This window comes from Pseudomonas sp. THAF187a (genome assembly GCF_009363395.1).
In the GTDB taxonomy this organism is placed as follows: Bacteria; Pseudomonadota; Gammaproteobacteria; order Pseudomonadales; family Pseudomonadaceae; genus Aquipseudomonas; species Aquipseudomonas khazarica.
Genome location: NZ_CP045349.1, coordinates 4284175 through 4300618 on the forward strand (window position 1 = coordinate 4284175; position 16444 = coordinate 4300618).

Here is a 16444-nt window from a genome sequence, read left to right on the forward strand (position 1 = left end):
ACTGAATGTCCAAATTCTTCATCGACCGGCCCATCTTCGCCTGGGTGATCGCCCTGGTGATCATGCTCGCCGGTGGCCTGTCCATCCTCAAGCTGCCGATCAACCAGTACCCGAGCATCGCGCCGCCTGCGGTGTCGATCGCCGTCAGCTACCCGGGTGCCTCGGCGCAGACCGTGCAGGACACCGTGGTGCAGGTCATCGAGCAGCAGCTCAACGGCCTGGATGGTTTGCGCTATGTCAGCTCGTCGAGCAACTCCGACGGCAGCATGGAAATCATCGTGACCTTCGAACAGGGGGTCGACCCGGACATCGCCCAGGTTCAGGTGCAGAACAAGCTGCAGCTGGCCACGCCGATGCTGCCACAGGAAGTGCAGCAGCAAGGTATCCGGGTGACCAAGTCGGTACGTAACTTCCTGATGGTCATCGGGGTGGTTTCGAACAACGACAGCATGACCCGCGAAGACCTGTCGAACTACATCGTTTCCAACCTGCAGGACCCGATCTCGCGGACCAAGGGCGTCGGCGACTTCCAGGTGTTCGGTGCCCAGTACGCCATGCGTATCTGGCTCGACCCGGCCAAGCTCAACAGCTTCCAGCTGACACCGACCGACGTGCGCAGCGCCATCCAGGCGCAGAACGTGCAGATTTCCTCCGGCCAGCTCGGCGGCCTGCCAGCGGCTCCCGGAACTCAGCTGAACGCCACCATCATCGGCAAGACCCGTCTGCAGACCCCGGACGAGTTCCGCAAGATCCTTCTCAAGGTCGAGCGCGACGGTTCCCAGGTACGCCTGGGTGACGTGGCCAAGGTCGAGCTGGGCGGCGAGAACTACGCCATCAACGCCCAGTTCAACGGCAAGCCGGCCTCCGGTCTGGCCATTCGCCTGGCCACCGGCGCCAACGCCCTGGATACCGCCAAGGCAGTGCGCGAGACCATCGACAACCTCAAGCCGTTCTTCCCGGCCGGCATGGAAGTGGTGTTCCCCTACGACACCACGCCGGTGATCTCGGCCTCCATCGAGGGGGTCGTGCAGACCCTGTTCGAAGCCATCGTGCTGGTGTTCCTGGTGATGTTCCTGTTCCTGCAGAACCTGCGGGCGACGATCATCCCGACCATGGCGGTGCCGGTGGTCCTGCTGGGCACCTTCGGCGTGCTGGCGGCATTCGGCTTCTCGATCAACACCCTGACCATGTTCGCCATGGTCCTGGCCATCGGCCTGCTGGTGGACGACGCCATCGTGGTGGTGGAGAACGTCGAGCGGGTGATGCGCGAGGACGGCCTGTCCCCCAGGGAAGCCACGCGCAAATCCATGGGGCAGATCCAGGGCGCGCTGGTCGGTATTGCCCTGGTGCTGTCGGCGGTGTTCCTGCCGATGGCCTTCTTCGGCGGCTCCACCGGGGTGATCTACCGGCAGTTCTCCATCACCATCGTCTCGGCCATGACCCTGTCGGTGCTGGTGGCGCTGATCTTCACCCCGGCGCTGTGCGCCACCCTGCTCAAGCCCATCGACGGTGATCACCACGAGGCCAAGGGCGGCTTCTTCGGCTGGTTCAACCGCACCTTCGAGCGCGGCACCGAGACCTACCAGCGCGGCGTGGCGGCGATGCTCAAGCGCAAGCTGCCGTACCTGCTGCTGTATCTGGTGATCGTCGCCATCATGGCGTGGATGTTCTCGCGCATCCCCACCGCCTTCCTTCCGGAAGAAGACCAGGGCGTGCTGTTCGCCCAGGTGCAGACCCCGGCCGGTTCCAGTGCCGAGCGCACCCAGGTGGTGGTCGATGACATGCGCAAGTACCTGCTCGAGGACGAAGACGCCGTGGTCAAATCGGTGTTCACCGTGACCGGCTTCAACTTCGCTGGCCGTGGTCAGAGCTCGGGTATGGCCTTCATCATGCTCAAGCCCTGGGGCGAACGTCCCGGCGCGGAGAATGGCGTCGCCGCCCTGGCGCATCGCGCGCAGATGCACTTCTTCAGCTTCCGCGATGCCCTGGTGTTCGCCTTCGCCCCTCCGGCGGTGATGGAGATGGGTAACGCCACCGGCTTCAACCTGTTCCTTCAGGACCAGGCGGGCGTCGGTCACGAAGTGCTCAACCAGGCCCGCGACAAGTTCATCCAGCTGGCCAGCAAGCATCCGGTGCTCAGCAGCGTGCGGGCCAACGGCCTGCGTGACGAGCCGCAGTACCAGCTGCTGATCGACGACGAACGCGCCAGCGCGCTGGGTCTGTCGCTGGCGGACATCAACAGCACCCTGTCGATTGCCTGGGGCGCCAGCTACGTCAACGACTTCATCGACCGCGGTCGCGTGAAGAAGGTGTACCTGCAGGGCACCGCCGAGTCGCGCATGAGCCCGGAAGACCTGAAGAAGTGGTACGTGCGCAACGATCAGGGACAGATGGTGCCGTTCAGCGCGTTCGCCAGTGGCGAGTGGACCTACGGTCCGCCCAAGCTGGCGCGCTACAACGGTGTTTCCGCAGTGGAGATCCTCGGTGCGCCGGCCCCCGGCTACAGCACCGGTGACGCCATGGCTGCGGTCGAGGAGATCGCCTCGCAACTGCCGGAGGGTGTCGGCTTCGCCTGGACCGGCCTGTCCTACGAGGAGCGCCTGGCCGGTTCGCAGACCACCGCGCTGTTCGTGATTTCGGCGATCGTGGTGTTCCTCTGCCTGGCCGCGCTGTACGAGAGCTGGTCGATCCCGTTCTCGGTGATGCTGGTGGTGCCGCTGGGAATCATCGGTGCGCTGCTGTTCACCGAGCTGCGCGACCTGTCCAACGACGTGTTCTTCAAGGTCGGCCTGCTCACCACCATCGGTCTGTCGGCGCGTAACGCGATCCTCATCGTCGAGTTCGCCAAGGCACAGTACGAGCAGGGCATGGGCCTCGCCGAGGCGGCCATCGAAGCCTGCCGGATGCGTCTGCGCCCGATCGTGATGACCTCGCTGGCGTTCATCCTCGGCTGTCTGCCGCTGGCCATCGCCAGTGGCGCCGGTGCCGGCAGCAAGCACGCCATCGGTACCGGGGTGATCGGCGGGATGATCAGCGCCCTGGTACTGGCGATCTTCTGGATTCCGCTGTTCTACGTCGTGGTCTGCTCGCTGTTCGAGAAGAAAAAGCAGCCGGCCGATAACAACGAGAAGGAGGTACTGCAATGAGGCAGTCCCTGTTGTCCCTGGCCGTCGCCACTGCCCTGCTCAGTGGCTGCAGCCTGATTCCCGACTATGAGCGCCCGGACGCCCCGGTCGCGGCCGACTGGCCGCAGGGCGAGGCCTACGGCAGCGCGGCCAGCGAAGGCAGCCGCGCCGCCGCCGACCTGCAGTGGCGCGAGTTCTTCCGTGACCCGGCCCTGCAGCGGCTGGTGCAACTGGCACTGGAGAACAATCGTGACCTGCGTGTCGCGGCGCTGAACGTCGAAGCCTACCGCGCGCTGTATCGCATCCAGCGCGCCGACCTGCTGCCCTCGGTGTCCGCCGACGGCAGCGGCACGCGCCAGCGCCTGCCGGGTGACCTGAGCCAGACCGGCGAGGCCCGCACCTCCGGGCAGTACAGCGCGACACTGGGCGTCAATGCCTGGGAACTGGACTTCTTCGGGCGTATCCGCAGCCTCAGCGAGCAGGCCCTGCAGCAGTACCTGGCCACCGAGCAGGCCGCGCGCAGCACGCAGATCAGCCTGGTCGCCAGCGTCGCCACCGCCTACCTGCAGTGGCAGGCCGACCAGGCCCTGCTGCAACTGACCCAGGACACCCTGAAGACCTACGAAGACAGCTACCGCCTGACGCAGCGCAGCTTCGACGTCGGTGTCGCCGACGCCCTGGCCCTGAGCCAGGCACGCAGCGCGGTGGACAGCGCCCGTGTCAGCCTGGCGCAATACCAGCGCCTGGTCGCCCAGGACCGCAACGCCCTGACCCAGCTGCTCGGCACCGGTCTGCCTGAGGAGCTGCCACAAGGGCTGGCGCTGGACGCCGATCTGCTGGAGCAGGTGCCTGCGGGCCTGCCTGCCGACCTGCTGCAACGTCGACCCGACCTGCTGCAGGCCGAGTACCAGCTCAAGGCTGCCAATGCCAACATCGGCGCAGCGCGTGCGGCGTTCTTCCCGAGCATCAGCCTGACCGCCAACGCCGGCACGGCCAGCAGCCAGCTGTCCGGCCTGTTCGACGGTGGTTCGGGCACCTGGCTGTTCCAGCCGCAGATCAGCCTGCCGATCTTCAACGCCGGCCGTCTGCGCGCCAACCTCGACTACGCCGAGCTGCAGAGCGACATCAGCGTCGCGCAGTACGAGAAAGCCATCCAGGTGGCCTTCCAGGAGGTCGCCGACCGCCTGGCGGCGCGGACCACCTACCGCCAGCAACTGGACGCCCAGCGCGCCCTGCTGGAAACCACCGAGACCTACTACGAGCTGGCCGAACGTCGCTACCGCACCGGTGTGGACAGCTACCTGACCCTGCTCGACGCCCAGCGCCAGCTGTTCGCCGTGCGCCAGCAGCTGATCGGTGACCGCCTGGCCCAGCTGAGCAGCGAAGTGGAGCTGTACAAGGCCCTGGGTGGTGGCTGGAGCCCCGCCGCACAAGATTGATCGCGCGTCACCCGCATCAAGGACGACCTTATCCAACGCGCCGCCCCCGCAGTCTTTGCGGGGGCGTTTTTTTGCCGAAGCGCTTGGGGCTCAGCGCAACTGCGCCAGCAGCTGCGCGCAATCCTGCGCATGCAGCTCGGTCAGCTCCGGCCAGGGGTTGTCCGGCAGGTTGACCAGCACACCGCGAGCACCTGCAGCCTGGGCGCACTCCAGGTCGAAGCGGTAATCCCCCACCATCACCAGTTCCTGCGCGGCCACGGCCCAGCGCTGCGCCAGGTGCAGCAGGCCACCCGGGTGCGGCTTGGGCGGGGCTTCGTCACGGCCGAGAATGTCCGCCCTGGCAAAGCAGTCATCGAGACCGATGGCCTGCAGCGTCAGCAAGGCCAGCTCATGGGCATTGCGGGTGAGGATGCCCAGCTGGCAACCCCGCTCGCTCAACTCACGCACCAGTTCGATGGCACCCGGCGCCGGTCGTGACGCCACGGCCAGCTCACGCTCGTGCTCGAGCAGCCAGGCATGCTTGGCCGCCGCCTCGTCCGCCGGCAGGGCCGCCAGGTGATGGAGGATGTCGTCCTCCTCGGGAATGCCCAGCGCCCGCTTGATCGCCGGGAAATCATGCACCGCCAGGGTCAGGGTGCCGTCCATGTCGAATACCCAGTAGCGGGCCTCGCGCAGCGCCTTCACGAGCGGATCTCCCGGCTCATTTCCAGTCCTCGCGCACACGGGTCAGGCCTTCCTGCGCGGCCGAGGCCACCAGCTCGCCCTGGCGGTTGTAGATGCTGGCGCGGGAGAAACCGCGCGCATTGCCGGCCCAGGGGCTGTCCATGGCGTACAGCAGCCAGTCGTCCATGCGCAGGTCGCGATGGAACCACAGCGAGTGGTCGAGGCTGGCCACCTGCATGAACTTCTGGAACACCGACACGCCGTGGGGCTGCATGGACGTGGTGAGCAGGTTGAAGTCGCTGGCGTAGGACAGCAGGTACTTGTGCAACTGCGGGTCGGCCGGCAATTCGCCAGCGGCGCGGAACCACACGTACTTGACCGGTTCGCAGGGCTGCGGGGCAAAGGGGTTGATCAGGGTGACCGGGCGAATCTCGATGGGCTTGTCGCTGATCGCCCGTTCACGCAGGCGCTCGGGAATCATCGAGGCCACCATGCGCGCCAGTTCGGTCTCCGACTTCAGGTCTTCCGGGCCCGGCACATCGGGCATCTGGCTCTGGTGGTGAAAGCCTTCCTCGTCGTACTGGAAGGAGGCACTGCAGAAGAAGATCGGCTTGCCCTTCTGCACCGCCACCACGCGCCGGGTGCTGAAACTGCCGCCGTCACGGGTGCGTTCGACCTGGTAGACCACCGGCAGGCTGGCATCCCCGGGGCGCAGGAAATAGCCGTGCATGGAATGCACGTGGCGCGCTTCCTCGACCGTCTGGCTGGCAGCGGAAATGCACTGGCCGAGCACCTGGCCACCGAACAGCTGGCGGAATCCCAGATCCTGGCTGCGGCCACGGAACAGGTTTTCCTCGATCTGCTCCAGGCTGAGCAGCGCGACCAGATCGTCGAGCACCTGGGTCATGGAGTGTCTCCTCATGCAGGGGGGTTACGGACCATTGCAAAACTACCTGCGTTGGCAATACGGCGTTGAAAACACCCAGAAAATGCTCGTTCAGTCCAACCAAACTGCGCTTTTCAGCCGTTTCTGCCTTGTCTTGCCCAGGTTTTTCAATGGTCTGCTAGTCGCGGTTGAGAATAGGCCGGCAGGGACGTCAGGCGTTCATCCCACACGGCGCGGCCGAGGGTGAAATGGTAAAGGCTTTGCCAGCCGTTGTCGGTATCTCCGAGCAATTCGCGAAGAGCGTCGTCGAAATAGCAGCCAATCCCCGTCCCGGAAAGCCCCGCCGCCTCGGCCTCCAGATAGAGCAACTGGCCGATCAGACCACATTCCCAGTAGAGCCTGGGATAACGCCAGTTGCCATTGGCAACGGCGCGCTCCACCCGCGCCAGCATGGCCAAGGCCACGCAGCCGTCGGCGGCGATGTCCTGGCCGCAACTGAGAAAGCCCGCCAGGCCACGGGCGTCGCCTTCGAGCAGGCGGTACAGCGGCAGTTCGTCATCGACCCGCTGCCACAGGTAGTCCTGGCGCAGCGGCTGCACCCCGCTGCCGCTGCGATCCAGCCAGTACAGACCGGGGGCCAGCCCCTGCACGCGATGGACGAACAGCAGCAGGTCGACCTCGCTCGGCTCGCCGGTCACGGCGAACGGCACCGGCGATTGCGCAGGCATCAGGCGGCGCAGCCAGGCCAGCAGCAACCCGGCCTGGATGCCGCTACGCCCATCCATGCTCTGCGCACTGCGCCGACGGTGCAGGATCGGCCGCAGAGGCAACCCCGGATTCTCGCCATGCACACTGGCCGGCGCCGAACTCCACGAGGCGCGCGGACGCGCCGGTGCCCGGCAGAGTCCCTGCACCCGCTGCAATTCGGGCCAGTGGCGGTAGTCGCGTGACAGGCGGTTGGGCGTGCCACAACGCTGCAGGTGCGCCAGCGCGCTCAGCAAGGCCTCGGGCAGGGCGAACTCCCGCGTCTGCGCCGGGCCGATCCACAACAGGCAATCGCCGTGCTCGGCCTCGTGAAAGCCTTCGTCATCCAGCCCCAGCAGCGCATCCAGGCGCGCTTCGGCCACGCCATGCAGCAGGCGCACCTGCCAGCCCTGCACGCTGGCGGCGATGGCCAGCGCCGCCAGGGCATGGCCGAGATCATGCTGGCAGTAGCGATAGGCGCGCTCGCCATACTTCCAGGCCTCGCGCCAGGCGATGCTGCTCAGGCCGAGGAGAAAGCCGCCGGCCGGCAGGCTGCTGGCCAGTTGCTCGGCAACCGCCGCTGGCAGCTCGCTGCGCACCTCCAGCGCGTGCTGGTCGGGCGCGTAGTGCGCCAGCACAGCGTGCGCATCGACGGCACCGGCCGGCAGCAGCAAGTAGGCCTCGGTCGGGTGCAGGTTGCCGGACGACGGGTTGACCCGCAGCGCCCAGCGATTGCCGCCGGCCTCCTTCCAGGCGGAAATGGCCAGGCTGTCGTACAGCAGCTGCGAGACGCTGGCGCGATCCAGCGGCGCGGGCGGCGCCTGCACGCCGGCGAATGCCAGGTCGTACGCCGGGCTCTCCTCCAGCGGACGGTGGTACAGCGCGATCAGCCGGGCACCGTCATAGCGGCGAAACGGCGCCGGCTGGGTGGCCCAGTCCAGCTGTCCCGGACCGGGTGCGAAACGCTCCGGGGCATGCTTGCTGAGCTGGTGATAGGCGAGCACATCGTTCATCGCTGCGCCTCCCACTGCGCACGGCGGATGCGATAGAGCACATGGGGCTGCAGCGGGTGGCCATCCGGCAGCTTCGGATGGAGGAAGTCCCCGGCCTCGTCACGCTGCATGCCGATCGAGCGCATCACCGCCTGCGACGGCAGATTGGCCGGCACGGTAAAGCTCACCACCTGGTCCAGCCCCAGCTGTTCGAAGGCCACGGCCAGCGCGGCACAGGCCGCCTCGCGGGCATAGCCCTGGCGCCAGTGCGCCCGCGCCAGGCGCCAGCCGATCTCGACGGCCGGCACGAACGGCGCGGCGAAGCTGACCCGCGCCAGGCCGGTAACCCCGATCAGCTCCCCGCTGTCACGCCGCTGCAGCGCCCAGAAGCCGAACCCATGCTCATCGAGGTGCTCGCGCATGCGCGCCAGCATCTGGGCGCTCTGCTCGGCATCCAGCGGCGAAGGGAAATGGCGCATCACCTCGGCATCGGCATTGAGTGCGGCCAGCGCCGGCAGGTCACTGTCGCGCCAGGCGCGCAGCAGCAGGCGTTCGGTAGCGGTTTCGATCAGGGGCATGACAGTTTCTCGATTGGCGGCGAGCAGATAGCGTCGACTCGCTGGACACTCATTGTATGCCGCCTGGATCACACCCTTCGCGCCAGGCATTGTCTGCCCATGGAGAAATGCCGCCGGCACGATCGCCGGGTGGCGGCGTCGCGGACAGTCTCCAGCGCAGTCCCTCGCCCTGCGGCCGCCGCACGTGCTGCATGTCGTGGTGATGCGGTTCTGCGTGGCGTGACGACTTTCTCGCGCAGATTGAAAGAGGTTCAACGCAGCCCGTCTTTTTCGCCTTTGCCGATAAAGCCAGACTGATCCTCACTGCCTGCCGGCTTCAGGGCGAACATTCGTCGCCATCGATCAGCGGGGCAGCCGCAACGACGGATAACGCTCGTGTAGCGCATTCGCCTGTCCCAGCGCACAACAGGAAACCTGTAATGACCTCTCTTTCTCGCCCCATCCGCCGGGCCGCCAGCGCCTCCCTGCTGGCGCTTTCCATAGCCTTCGCCAACTCGGCCCTTGCCGCCCAGGTCGGCGACCTGGAAGTGGTCGCCGAACTGCCGATCCGCCCCGGCAACGTCGCCCCCAGCGCGGACGACCGGGTGTTTGCCACGGTCCATCCCCTGGGCGCGCCGGCTGCCGCTCAACTGATCGAAATCACCGGCCGCGACAGCTACAAGCCCTGGCCCAGCAGCACGCTGCAACGCGGTACCGCCGCTGCCAACGATGCGCAGATCGATACGCCGCTGGGCATCGCCATCGATGGCAAGAACCGCCTGTGGATAACGGACATGGGCCTGAACCTGGGCAAGACACGTCTGTGGGGCTTCGATGTCGCCACGGGCAGCGAGCTGTATCGCATCGAACTGCCCGCCGATGTCGCCCCCAAAGGCAGCTTCATCCAGGACCTGGCCGTCGACGACGACGCTGGCTGGATCTACCTGGCGGACATCGCCAACCCCGGCCTGATCGCCGTCGAAATCAGCAGCGGCAAGGCGCGGCGCTTCAGCGGCCATGCTGCGTTGCAGGCCGAGCCCGACGCCAGGATGGTCATCGGCGGCGTGCCGATCCAGTTCCAGGGCAAGCCCGCCAACGTGGCGGTCAACCCAATCACCCTGTCGGCCGACCACGCCACCCTGTACTTCGGCGCCATGAACGGCAAGACCTGGTACTCGCTGCCCAGCGAGCTGCTGCGTGACGGCGCCAGCGACGAGCAGATCGCGGCGGCCATCCAGCGAGTCGGAGCCAAGCCCGTTTCCGATGGCGCCGCTACCGACGCCAAGGGCCGGCACTTCTTCACCAACCTCAACGACAATGGCATCGACCGGCTCGATAGCGATGGCACACTCGAGCCACTGGTGCGCGACGCGCGACTGGACTGGCCGGACAGCGTGCATGTAGGTCACGACGGCTGGCTGTACATCTCGGTCAATCAGCTGTACAGAACCCCGGCCTTCAGCGGGGGCAGCGATAGCGGCAAACCGCCGTATCGCGTGATGCGCGTGTGGCCGGGGAAATAAGCCGCCGCCGAATCATCCACGCCCTGGCAGCGGTCCTCCGCAGCCGCTGTCAAACAGGGGCATGGCGATCGCCTCGATTGGCTGCGACCATATGCCATCGATTCGATGAGCACTGAGCCTATGCCGCTGCCGCTGGTCTACCACGAGGACTACAGCCCGCCCTTCCCGGCCGGGCACCGCTTCCCCATGGAGAAATTCCGCCTGCTGCGCGATCACCTGGTCGCCAGCGGCCTGACCACGGATGCCGAACTGCTGCGCCCCGAGCTGTGCCCGGCGGAGATCCTGGCCCTGGTGCACTGCCCGGACTACATCGCCCGCTACATGGCCGGCGAGCTGGCGCCGGAGGATCAGCGCCGCCTCGGCCTGCCCTGGAGCGACGCCCTGGCGCGGCGTACCGTGCGCGCCGTGGGCGGCTCGCTGCTGACCGCCGAACTGGCACTGCGGCATGGCCTGGCCTGCCACCTGGCCGGAGGCACGCACCACGCGCACTACGACTTCCCCTCGGGCTTCTGCATCTTCAACGACCTGGCGGTGATCGCCCGCTACCTGCTCGCGGCAGGACGCGTGCAGCGGGTGCTGATCTTCGACTGCGACGTGCATCAGGGCGACGGCACCGCGCGCCTGCTGGAAGACGAGCCGGAGGCGATCACCGTGTCCCTGCACTGCGAGCAGAACTTCCCGGCACGCAAGGCACGCAGCGACTGGGACATCCCCCTGCCACGCGGCATGGGCGACGCCGACTACCTCAAGGTGGTCGACGACACGCTCAACTACCTGCTGCCGATCTACCAGCCGGACCTGGTGCTCTACGACGCCGGTGTCGACGTGCACAAGGACGACGCCCTGGGCTACCTGCACCTCACCGACGCCGGCCTGGCGGCCCGTGACGAAGCCGTGCTGGATCATTGCCTGGGCCGTGACATCCCGGTGCTGGGGGTGATCGGCGGCGGCTACTCGAAGGACCTGCCCGCCCTCGCCCGCCGCCATGGCGTCCTCCACCACAGCGCGGCGCACGTGTGGGCCGCGCGCGGGCTGGGCTGAGCGACAAACGCGAACAGCGCTATCGATTCGGCCATGGCATCGGCATAATCCGCCGTTGCCCTCAAGGAGAACACCTCATGGATGATTCATTCGCGCTGAACAAGGCCAACTGGAACGGCCGCGCCGCCCTGCATGCGGCCTCCCCCGAGTACCAGGCGCAGCAGTTCATCGACACGGCCGAGCACCTGTCCGACGTGGTGCGCTTCGACCGTCCTCGCCTCGGCGATATCAGCGGGCTGCAGGCGGTTCACCTGCAATGCCACATCGGCACCGACACCCTGTCACTGGCGCGCCTGGGCGCCGAGCTTACCGGCCTGGATTTTTCCGATGCGTCGCTGGCGCAGGCACGGCAGCTGGCCAGCGCCTGCAACCAGCCTATCCGCTTCGTCGAGGCCCCGGTCTACGACGCCGCGCAGGTGCTCGGCGAGCAGCGCTACGACCTGGTCTACACGGGCATCGGCGCGCTCAACTGGCTGCCACGCATCGACGACTGGGCCGCCAACGTGGCCGCGCTGCTCAAGCCGGGTGGGCGACTCTTCCTGCGCGAGGCGCACCCCGTTCTGCTGAGCCTCGACGAGACCTGCGAAGGTGAGTTGCGCATCGTCCATCCGTACTTCGAACACCGTGAGCCGCTGGTCTGGGACGACGCGCAGACCTATGTGCAGACCACGGCGCCGCTGACGGCGACCGTGACCCACGAGTGGAACCACGGCCTGGGCGAGATCATCTCGGCCCTGCTGCGCCACGGCATGCTGCTGAGCGCACTGCAAGAGCACGACAGTGTGCCCTGGGAGGCGCTGCCAGGGCAGATGGTGCGCGGCGCTGACGGTGAGTGGCGCCTGCAGACGCGGCCGGAGCGCCTGCCGATGAGCTACACGCTGCAGGCGGTGAAACGCTCCTGAGCGTGCTTCAGGGCGCCAGCACCTTGTCCAGCGCCTGTTCCAGGGTTGCCACGCTGCGCTCGACGTTGCCCAGCTTGTCCAGCCCGAACAGGCCCAGGCGGAAGGTCTGGAAGTCCGCCGGCTCATCGCATTGCAGTGGCACGCCCGCGGCGATCTGCAGGCCGACGGCAGCGAACTTGGCGCCGTTCTTGATCTGCGCATCGTCGGTGTAGCAGACCACCACGCCGGGCGCCTCGAAGCCCTTGGCCGCGACACTCTTGAAACCACGCCCGGCGAGCATGGCGCGCACGCGGTCACCGAGTGCCTGTTGCTGCTCGCGCACGCTGGCGAAACCGATGGCCTTGGCCTCCAGCATGGCATCACGGAAGCGCGCCAGGGCGTCGCTGGGCATGGTGGCGTGGTAGGCGTGACCGCCCTGCTCGTAGGCCTGCATGATCTGCAGCCACTTCTTCAGGTCACAGGCGAAACTCGTGCTCTGGGTGGCCTCGACGCGCGCCTGGGCGGCCTCGCTGAGCATCACCAGGGCGCAGCACGGCGACGCGCTCCAGCCCTTCTGCGGGGCGCTGATCAGCACGTCGATGCCACAGGCCTGCATGTCCACCCAGAGGGTGCCGGAGGCGATGCAGTCGAGCACGAACAGGCCGCCGACGGCGTGCACGGCATCACTCACCGCGCGCAGGTAGTCGTCCGGCAGGATCATCCCCGAGGAGGTTTCCACGTGCGGAGCGAACACCACCTGCGGTTTATCCGCGGCGATGGTCGCCAGCACCTCGTCCAGCGGCGCCGGGGCGAAGGCGGCCTGCGGGCCGTCGGCAACCGGGCGCGCCTTGAGCACCAGCGCCTCGGCGGGAATGCGGCCCATGTCGAAGATCTGCGTCCAGCGGTAGCTGAACCAACCGTTGCGCAGCACCAGGCACTTCTGCTCCGTCGCCAGCTGCCGTGCCACGGCCTCCATGCCGAAGGTGCCACTGCCGGGCACCACCGCCACCGCATGTGCGTTGTAGACCTGCTTCAGGGTGCTGGAGATGTCGCGCATCACGCCCTGGAACGACTGCGACATGTGGTTCAGCGAGCGGTCGGTGTAGACCACCGAATATTCGATCAGGCCATCGGGATCGATGTCGGGGCAGATATGGGACATAACGGACTCCAGCCGAAAAGGTTCGAGCAGAACCTGCCCTAAGCCTGGGCAAATGACAAGGCCGGGGAGCTCTCGGGTAGAATGCGCAGCCACCTGCCGATCGTCCTTGTGCCATGACCACCGCCATTGCCCCTACCGCTCACCACGTCGCCATCATCGGCGGCGGCCCTGCCGGGCTGATGGCCGCCGAAGTGCTGGCCCAGGGCGGCGTGCGCGTGGAGCTGTTCGACGCCATGCCCTCGGTGGGACGCAAGTTCCTCCTGGCTGGAGTGGGTGGCATGAACATCACCCATTCCGAGCCCAGGGACGCCTTCATCGGCCGTTACGGCGAGCGCCAGGCCGAGGTCGCGACGCTGCTCGCCGACTTCGACGCCGACGCCCTGCGCGAGTGGATTCACGGCCTGGGCATCGACACCTTCGTCGGCACCTCCGGCCGCGTGTTCCCCAGCGACATGAAGGCGGCGCCGCTGCTGCGCGCCTGGCTGCGCCGCCTGCGCGACCTGGGCGTGAGCATCCATACGCGCAGCCGCTGGCTGGGCTGGAACGATGATGGCAGCCTGCGCATCGCCGGAGCGGATGGCGAGCGCGCGCTGGCCGCCGCTGCCTGCCTGCTCGCCCTCGGCGGCGGCAGCTGGGCACGCCTGGGTTCCGACGGCGCCTGGACCCGCCTGCTGCAGGCGCGTGGCATCGAGGTGGCGGCACTCAAGCCGAGCAATTGCGGTTTCGAGGTCGCGGCCTGGAGCGAGCACCTGCGGACCCGCTTCGCCGGCGCGCCGCTGAAGAACGTAGCCCTCGGCCTGACTGGCGAAGACGCGCGCATCGGTGAGTTCGTGCTCACCGCCGGTGGCATCGAGGGCAGCCTGGTGTATGCCTTCTCCGCCGCGATCCGCCGCGCCATCGAAACCGACGGCCAGGCCGTGGTCCACCTCGACCTGCTGCCGCAGATGCCCCTGGCCAGGCTGCAACAGGCGCTGGGCAAGCCCCGCGGCAAGCATTCCATGGCCAAGCACCTGCACCGCCAGGCCGGGCTGGACGGCGTCAAGGCCGCGCTGCTGCGTGAGCTGGCGCCCGCCGCAGCCTTCGCAGAGCCCGCTGCGCTGGCGCCGTGGATCAAGGCGCTGCCGATCACCCTGCTGCGCACCCGACCGCTGGACGAGGCGATCAGCAGCGCCGGTGGCGTGCCGTTCGAGGCACTGGACGCCGGCCTGATGCTCAAGGCCATGCCCGGCGTGTTCTGCGCCGGTGAAATGCTCGACTGGGAAGCCCCCACCGGCGGCTACCTGCTCACTGCCTGCTTCGCCAGCGGCCGGGTGGCCGCGCACGGCCTGCTGAACTGGCTGAAACCCTAGTGGCGGGAGCACGCCTGCCCTGTCCGGGCGGCGGGTTGCACCCGCTCTACGCACGTCGGCGAACGAATTCGCCCGTCAAGCTGGCAATGCCGGGGCATGCGCAACGGCATGCGTCTATGCTGAGTGTCAGCGCTCCCCACACAGGTAATCCCCCGCCGTGATCCCTTTGCTGGTCTGCGACGACTCCAACATGGCGCGCAAGCAGCTGATCCGCGCCCTGCCGGCGGAATGGCCGGTCACCCTCAGCCAGGCCGCCAATGGCGAGGAAGCCCTGGCGCTGATCCGTCAGGGCCAGGGGCAGGTCATGCTGCTCGACCTGACCATGCCCGTGCTCGATGGCTACCAGACGCTGGCGGCGCTGCGGGCCGAAGGCCTGACCAGCCAGGTCATCGTGGTGTCCGGCGACGTGCAGGAAGAGGCGCTGCGCCGCGTCCGCGAGCTGGGCGCCCTGGCCTTCATCAAGAAGCCCGCCGACCCCGCGATCCTGCGCCAGACGCTGATCGAGCTGGGCCTGTTCGACCCTCGGGGCAGTGCGACGGCGCAGGCCCAGGCGGCGGCCCTGTCGGAGCTGAAAGTCAGCTTCCGCGACGCCCTGCGCGAGGTGAGCAACGTCGCCATGGGCCGCGCCGCCGCCCTGCTGGCCAAGGTGCTCGGGGTGTTCGTGCAGCTGCCAGTGCCGCAGGTGAACATCTTCGAGGTCAGCGAACTGCACATGACCCTGCTCGACGCCCAGCGCGGCGAACGCTTCAGCGCCATCTGCCAGGGCTTCATCGGCGAAGCGATCGCCGGCGAGGCGCTGCTGCTGTTCCATGATTCGGAAGTGGACGACATGGCGCGCCTGCTCGGCTGGCAGCCGGAGAACGAGGCGCAGACCTCGGAGATGCTGCTGGACCTGGCCAGCATCCTGACCGGTGCCTGCCTCGCCGGCATCGCCGAACAGCTCGACCTGCGCTTCTCCCAGGGCCATCCGCAACTGCTCGGCCAGCACGCCAGCCTCGACCAGCTCATCCAGATCAACCGCCAGCGCTGGCGCAAGACCCTGGCCGTGGAAATCAGCTACAGCCTGGAGGGCCATGCCATCCATTTCGACCTGCTGCTGTTGTTCACCGAAGACTCGATCAAACGCCTGACCGGCAAGATCGGCTACCTGATGGAGTGAAGCGATGCCTGCGCAGATCGATATCAAGGAAGTTCACTGGCTGCTCGACATCGTGCAGTGCATCGACGTCGGCGTGGTGGTGCTCGACCGCCAGTACCATGTGGAGGTGTGGAACGCCTTCATGGAGAACCACTCCGGGCTGGGGCCGGACCAGGTGCAGGGGCGCTCGCTGTTCGAGCTGTTCCCCGACATCGACCGCGCCTGGCTGGAACGCAAGGTGGAAAGCGTGGTGCAGCTCGGCACCCGCGCCTTCAGCCTGTGGCAGCAACGCCCCTACCTGATGCGTTTCAAGAGCTACCAGCCGATCACCGGCCAGGCCGACTTCATGTACCAGAACGTCACCGTGCTGCCGTTGGCCGGACAGCCGGTGGAGCATGTGTGCCTGGTGATCTACGACATGACCGCAGCGGCCGTGGCGGCCCAGGCGCAAGCCAGCCCTGCCCAGCCCGGGTAGAATGCAGCCAGGCCTGGCCCGCCAGCGGTGCACAGGCTTCGCCTCGCCCGCCCCTCACCCACGCGAAGAGACTGGCATGCTACGCAGCGTCGAACTGAAGACCTTCGTCCCGGCACGGGACTTCGCCCTCAGCCTGGACTTCTACCAGGCCCTGGGCTTTCGGCTGGCCTGGTCGGACGAGCAGATGGCCTACTTCAGCCATGGCGACCACTGTGCCTTCCTGCTGCAGAACTTCTACGTGAAGGAGCAGGCGGAGAACTTCGTCATGCACCTGCTGGTGGAGGACGTCGATGCCTGGTGGCAGCAGATCCAGGCCGCGCGCCTGGACACCCGTTTCGACACGCGGCTGATTGCGCCTCAGGACCAGCCCTGGGGCATCCGCGAGTTCATGCTCTTCGACCCCAGCGGCGTGCTCTGGCGCATCGGCCAGAACATCTGAGCGCCATTGCGCTTCAGCCGCGAGCGCGTC

The 16444-nt window shown here is 67.3% G+C and carries 14 protein-coding genes; 9 read left to right on the plus strand and 5 right to left on the minus strand.

What is annotated here, in order from left to right; all coding sequences use genetic code 11:
* The first annotated feature begins 5 nt into the window (after positions 1-5).
* Positions 6-3146 carry an efflux RND transporter permease subunit gene (locus FIV02_RS19905; RefSeq protein ID WP_152489592.1) on the plus strand — a complete coding sequence of 1047 codons (3141 nt, stop codon included), beginning with the start codon at positions 6-8 and terminating at the stop codon, positions 3144-3146.
* On the plus strand, positions 3143-4564 hold the full coding sequence (adeC, locus tag FIV02_RS19910; RefSeq protein WP_037051767.1) for an AdeC/AdeK/OprM family multidrug efflux complex outer membrane factor: 1422 nt from the start codon (positions 3143-3145) through the stop codon (positions 4562-4564). The genes FIV02_RS19905 and adeC overlap by 4 nt, the downstream gene beginning before the upstream one ends.
* Positions 4565-4654: 90 nt before the next feature.
* On the opposite strand, the gene FIV02_RS19915 is transcribed toward adeC, so the two are convergent.
* The 4 genes from FIV02_RS19915 to FIV02_RS19930 form a co-directional block, all read right to left on the minus strand.
* On the minus strand, positions 4655-5248 hold the full coding sequence (locus FIV02_RS19915) for an HAD family hydrolase (RefSeq protein ID WP_037051763.1): 594 nt from the start codon (positions 5246-5248) through the stop codon (positions 4655-4657).
* Positions 5249-5264: 16 nt separating this feature from the next.
* Positions 5265-6134 carry an acyl-CoA thioesterase II gene (gene tesB / locus FIV02_RS19920; protein ID WP_047591382.1) on the minus strand — a complete coding sequence of 290 codons (870 nt, stop codon included), beginning with the start codon at positions 6132-6134 and terminating at the stop codon, positions 5265-5267.
* Positions 6135-6280: 146 nt separating this feature from the next.
* Complete coding sequence (locus tag FIV02_RS19925; protein ID WP_152489593.1) at positions 6281-7870, minus strand: SagB/ThcOx family dehydrogenase; 1590 nt, start codon at positions 7868-7870, stop codon at positions 6281-6283.
* A complete protein-coding gene (locus FIV02_RS19930) occupies positions 7867-8427 on the minus strand; it encodes a GNAT family N-acetyltransferase (RefSeq protein ID WP_037051754.1) in 561 nt (186 codons plus the stop codon). Before FIV02_RS19930 ends, FIV02_RS19925 begins: the two co-directional genes overlap by 4 nt.
* 419 nt (positions 8428-8846) lie before the next feature.
* Here FIV02_RS19930 and FIV02_RS19935 point away from each other — a divergent pair, with 419 nt between their 5' ends.
* The 3 genes from FIV02_RS19935 to FIV02_RS19945 all read left to right on the plus strand — a co-directional run bounded on the left by FIV02_RS19935 (position 8847) and on the right by FIV02_RS19945 (position 11872).
* Complete coding sequence (locus FIV02_RS19935) at positions 8847-9929, plus strand: L-dopachrome tautomerase-related protein (protein WP_152489594.1); 1083 nt, start codon at positions 8847-8849, stop codon at positions 9927-9929.
* A 120-nt stretch (positions 9930-10049) separates the two neighbouring features.
* Positions 10050-10970: a histone deacetylase gene (locus FIV02_RS19940; protein ID WP_152490146.1), complete on the plus strand. Its 921-nt coding sequence runs from the start codon at positions 10050-10052 to the stop codon at positions 10968-10970.
* 77 nt (positions 10971-11047) lie between these two features.
* Positions 11048-11872 carry a bifunctional 2-polyprenyl-6-hydroxyphenol methylase/3-demethylubiquinol 3-O-methyltransferase UbiG gene (locus tag FIV02_RS19945; protein ID WP_152489595.1) on the plus strand — a complete coding sequence of 275 codons (825 nt, stop codon included), beginning with the start codon at positions 11048-11050 and terminating at the stop codon, positions 11870-11872.
* Positions 11873-11879: 7 nt separating this feature from the next.
* Here FIV02_RS19945 and FIV02_RS19950 read toward each other — a convergent pair whose 3' ends face one another.
* Complete coding sequence (locus FIV02_RS19950) at positions 11880-13013, minus strand: aminotransferase class V-fold PLP-dependent enzyme (RefSeq protein ID WP_152489596.1); 1134 nt, start codon at positions 13011-13013, stop codon at positions 11880-11882.
* 113 nt (positions 13014-13126) lie between these two features.
* Here FIV02_RS19950 and FIV02_RS19955 point away from each other — a divergent pair, with 113 nt between their 5' ends.
* The 4 genes from FIV02_RS19955 to FIV02_RS19970 all read left to right on the plus strand — a co-directional run bounded on the left by FIV02_RS19955 (position 13127) and on the right by FIV02_RS19970 (position 16414).
* Positions 13127-14362: a TIGR03862 family flavoprotein gene (locus tag FIV02_RS19955; RefSeq protein WP_152489597.1), complete on the plus strand. Its 1236-nt coding sequence runs from the start codon at positions 13127-13129 to the stop codon at positions 14360-14362.
* 157 nt (positions 14363-14519) lie between these two features.
* Positions 14520-15521, plus strand: a complete 1002-nt coding sequence (locus FIV02_RS19960; protein ID WP_047588407.1) for a response regulator — start codon at positions 14520-14522, stop codon at positions 15519-15521.
* Positions 15522-15525: 4 nt separating this feature from the next.
* Positions 15526-15975 carry a PAS domain-containing protein gene (locus tag FIV02_RS19965; RefSeq protein ID WP_037051742.1) on the plus strand — a complete coding sequence of 150 codons (450 nt, stop codon included), beginning with the start codon at positions 15526-15528 and terminating at the stop codon, positions 15973-15975.
* Positions 15976-16051: 76 nt separating this feature from the next.
* Positions 16052-16414, plus strand: a complete 363-nt coding sequence (locus FIV02_RS19970; RefSeq protein WP_037051740.1) for a VOC family protein — start codon at positions 16052-16054, stop codon at positions 16412-16414.
* Positions 16415-16444: the final 30 nt, after the last annotated feature.

Coding starts and splice junctions, on each gene's coding strand:
- FIV02_RS19905 (WP_152489592.1), top strand. CDS start 6: ATGTCCAAATTCTTCATCGACCGGCCCATCTTCGCCTGGGTGATCGCC.
- adeC (WP_037051767.1), top strand. CDS start 3,143: ATGAGGCAGTCCCTGTTGTCCCTGGCCGTCGCCACTGCCCTGCTCAGT.
- tesB (WP_047591382.1), bottom strand. CDS start 6,134: ATGACCCAGGTGCTCGACGATCTGGTCGCGCTGCTCAGCCTGGAGCAG.
- FIV02_RS19925 (WP_152489593.1), bottom strand. CDS start 7,870: ATGAACGATGTGCTCGCCTATCACCAGCTCAGCAAGCATGCCCCGGAG.
- FIV02_RS19930 (WP_037051754.1), bottom strand. CDS start 8,427: ATGCCCCTGATCGAAACCGCTACCGAACGCCTGCTGCTGCGCGCCTGG.
- FIV02_RS19935 (WP_152489594.1), top strand. CDS start 8,847: ATGACCTCTCTTTCTCGCCCCATCCGCCGGGCCGCCAGCGCCTCCCTG.
- FIV02_RS19940 (WP_152490146.1), top strand. CDS start 10,050: ATGCCGCTGCCGCTGGTCTACCACGAGGACTACAGCCCGCCCTTCCCG.
- FIV02_RS19945 (WP_152489595.1), top strand. CDS start 11,048: ATGGATGATTCATTCGCGCTGAACAAGGCCAACTGGAACGGCCGCGCC.
- FIV02_RS19950 (WP_152489596.1), bottom strand. CDS start 13,013: ATGTCCCATATCTGCCCCGACATCGATCCCGATGGCCTGATCGAATAT.
- FIV02_RS19955 (WP_152489597.1), top strand. CDS start 13,127: ATGACCACCGCCATTGCCCCTACCGCTCACCACGTCGCCATCATCGGC.
- FIV02_RS19965 (WP_037051742.1), top strand. CDS start 15,526: ATGCCTGCGCAGATCGATATCAAGGAAGTTCACTGGCTGCTCGACATC.
- FIV02_RS19970 (WP_037051740.1), top strand. CDS start 16,052: ATGCTACGCAGCGTCGAACTGAAGACCTTCGTCCCGGCACGGGACTTC.